The organism is Waterburya sp., from assembly GCF_058530065.1.
In genome coordinates, this window is the sequence record NZ_JBZNBU010000388.1 from 1 (window position 1) to 3,143 (window position 3,143).

Sequence of the window (3,143 nt, forward strand, 5' to 3'; positions counted from 1 at the left end):
GGTAGGTTTATTTAACAGTAGAGATAATAAAACTCCGTGAAAGCGAGATGCGATCGCCAGATCTAAATCGATTAACTGACTCATCAACTCATCGACAGTTAGGATCGATCGCTCGATAATTAATGCTTCGGCAACTCCTTTTTGTTGTAATAGTTGTTGGAAATCTTCAATAGCTAACTTGTCATGGGAAGTTTGACCAGGAAACAAAGCCAGAGCATAATTTTGTTCTGTCAGCCAAACAGCAAAGTCAGCTAGTTTGTGGAGATATCCTTGATAGATTTTTTCGTCCTTTTCGGGCCAAGAAGATCTAGGATTGAAGTAAGACATCGCACCAATTCCTACTAAACCTTGACAATTACTCTCCCTTGAAGATCTGGCGTAAGATTCTGTCGGCAAACTAAAAGCTAAATCCGCATACACAGGATCGTCTCGTTTGAAACCCACTACTCGCTCGATATACTGTTGAGAATCTCGATCTCGATAGGAGCGATAGTCAGCTAAAGAGAGAGTAATCCGAGTAAATAACTTGCTCAAAGGGCGATCGATTGGTGCTGCGCCAACGCTGACAATTAAATATTTTGTACCTGCCAACTTAGAAAATAAACACCATCTTAATAAAGTAAAAGGGTGTCCCCAAGCACCCCCCCAATAATCGTCTAATTGTCCTCCTCCCGAAACAATTAGGAGGTCTAAATTTAACTTTTTGAAATTTTGATAAGCTCTCAACCAAGCTAGCAACTCTAAAATCCGAGCAACAATTTTAATGGCAATTTTTTTTACCCAAGAGTTAGCTCTATTCTTGTTCCAATCAAGCCAAAGATCGCTTAACTTAGTTGCCAAACTAGTTGCACTTTTTCCTTTCCACCAACAATAATTAGCAGAATTTGCTCTCTTGTCAATAGGATAGGTAGGAATACCATGCCTTGCTTCGGTATCGTGGGGTTTTAAGGAAAAAGCACATATTTCTAGCTCGGAATTTAACTTACGGAAATTATCAATTACACTCTTTTGGATTGCTGCATCTCCTAAGTTTCCTCCACCAAAAGGCCCTAATAAACCTATTTTGCTAATTCCTGGAGATATATTTAACTTATTGGCGACTGCTTCCCCTGTTTTAGAAATATCTATCAAGGTCATTATTAAAGCGAGTTGTTAAAAAAATTTATGTTTTTTATCTTATGGTAACTTTTATTCAAAATAAAGCTCTAAATGAACTTTAAATCAAAAGAAAAAATTAGTTTTTAGTTCAATCTTCTGTTTTTTAGCCAAGGGTTTTCGACAATTAGAATTAAAATTTCTGCGATTAACTTCTCTCGACTTTTTCTGACCCAAACTAAGATACGACCGTAACACAAAAATTTATTAATCAAATTGACAGAAGCACGATTGACAATCCGAATAAAGTGAAATACTTGTCGCCAATACATAAAGTAGCAAAAATATGGCAGGTGATTTTCGTCTATTTCAGGATGAAACCAAGCCATGCGCTTGTAACGATCGCGATATACTTCAATCGATCGCTGTTGATGATAGCGTTTATAAAATAAAGGCTCGTCGATTTTATAAAACTTGCCGTACAAACTCAATTCCGCTAGAAAAGCGCGATCGGAATCGGAATAATTAAGTTGTAGGTCTATTTCTTTTAATACTCGCGATCGCATAAGAGAATAGGTGGCTTCGCAACGATGTTCTCTACTGACTAGCTGGCAAAAACGCTGATGAGCTTCTGAAGCTTGACCGATACTAGTTTCAATCTTGTTAATTTCCTTACCATTATCATCGATAATGACAATATCCGAATAACACAACACAACTTCGGGATTTTTCTCCAATACTGCCACCGACTTGGCGATTAACTCTGGTGCGAGGCGATCGTCATGAGCCATCAAGCGATAATACTTACCCCTAGATAATTTAAAAGTCTTGTTTTCGTTATTTACTCCGCCAATATTACTCGGATTGCGATAGTATCTAACACGACTATCCTGGGCTGCATAACGCCGACATATAGCTTCAGTGCGATCGCTCGAATGATTGTCGCAAATAACCAGTTCAAAATCTCTAAAAGTTTGGCTCAAAATCGAATCAATCGCTTCTTCGAGATATATTTCTCCGTCATATACAGCTAAACCAATACTAACTGGAGGAATTTTCTCTGCCATATTCTTCAAAGTACTGTTCTGATAAACAAAAGACTTGTACCAATCTCCTTTCTGTTGTTTAAGATATCTAAAACAACTGAATTAAGCTATTTATGCTTAAAACATCTTTAAAGAACTTATACTTTGTCTATATTATGCTCAGATTAAGCGTTTTATAAGATATGACTAGGAGACTAGAGAATTGGGGAATAGGGGGCTGCTTACAAAAGCAGCTTTTTTTTTGGTAACATCAGTGATTTATCGTCCCTACGGGACGAGGCTCTAGGCTTTAGGGTATAGGCTCTAGCCAAGAGTCGAGTTCCGTAATTTGAGTATAAGACTCCTTCCTTTGGGGAGATTGTAATTAGGAGAGGTTCAATCCCCTTCTAATTATTAGAGCCTAGAGCCTATAATGCTCTATGTCTTTGATTTTTCCGACCATGCAGCCATAGCGTGAGGTACGATGGGCTGAATCAATTCTTCTATGGCACTGGCATACAAAGCAATTTCACTTTGCGCTCCTTTCCCCTTTCGGAGTCCGATAAAATGTAGTAGAGCTTGTAAGCTTACCGTCCAAACCCAGGAAGTATAAACAGAGGGAACTAAAACCCCTCTAGCTTGTTCTCTGCCGACTCCCAATTCCAATAAATTAGCGTAGGCTTGATAGCTAGCTTCGCATTGTTGTTTATATATTGCGCTCGCGCGATCGTTTATTTCTTCATCTAAATTACCAAAAGTAGCTTGTTTATTACTTTTAGACTGCTTTCTAAAATTAGGCGGAATATAAAATTCATTGCTATCATCTATTGCTACATAACGAAAACTTTTCTCATTCCAACCTAATTGTTCTTCATTATGATTGCTAGCAATTACGGGTTGAGTCGATGGAGGATATTACTCCTCGCACCTCTCAGTTAGATCTAGACGTGCAACTTTCGTGGCATCTAGCTCCCGACTTGGTTAGAGCTTTGTTCTCTTTTGCCCATGTGTACATAATGGTGA

At 38.3% G+C, this 3,143-nt stretch carries 3 protein-coding genes; all 3 read right to left on the reverse strand.

All coding sequences use genetic code 11. The annotated features are described in order from the left end of the window. A partial coding sequence (locus AC33VI_RS22615) for a polysaccharide pyruvyl transferase family protein (protein WP_491784520.1) occupies window positions 1–1,137 on the reverse strand: 1,137 nt, incomplete at its 3' end. 104 nt (window positions 1,138–1,241) lie between these two features. Then, entirely contained in the window at window positions 1,242–2,162 is a 921-nt protein-coding gene (locus tag AC33VI_RS22620; protein WP_491784521.1) for a glycosyltransferase family 2 protein, read from the reverse strand. Between the two features lie 396 nt (window positions 2,163–2,558). Then, a complete protein-coding gene (gene thyX, locus AC33VI_RS22625; RefSeq protein ID WP_491784522.1) occupies window positions 2,559–3,011 on the reverse strand; it encodes an FAD-dependent thymidylate synthase in 453 nt (150 codons plus the stop codon). Window positions 3,012–3,143: the final 132 nt, after the last annotated feature.

Excerpts from the sequence above, each read along its gene's own strand:
- AC33VI_RS22620 (WP_491784521.1), bottom strand. The coding sequence starts at position 2,162 with ATGGCAGAGAAAATTCCTCCAGTTAGTATTGGTTTAGCTGTATATGAC.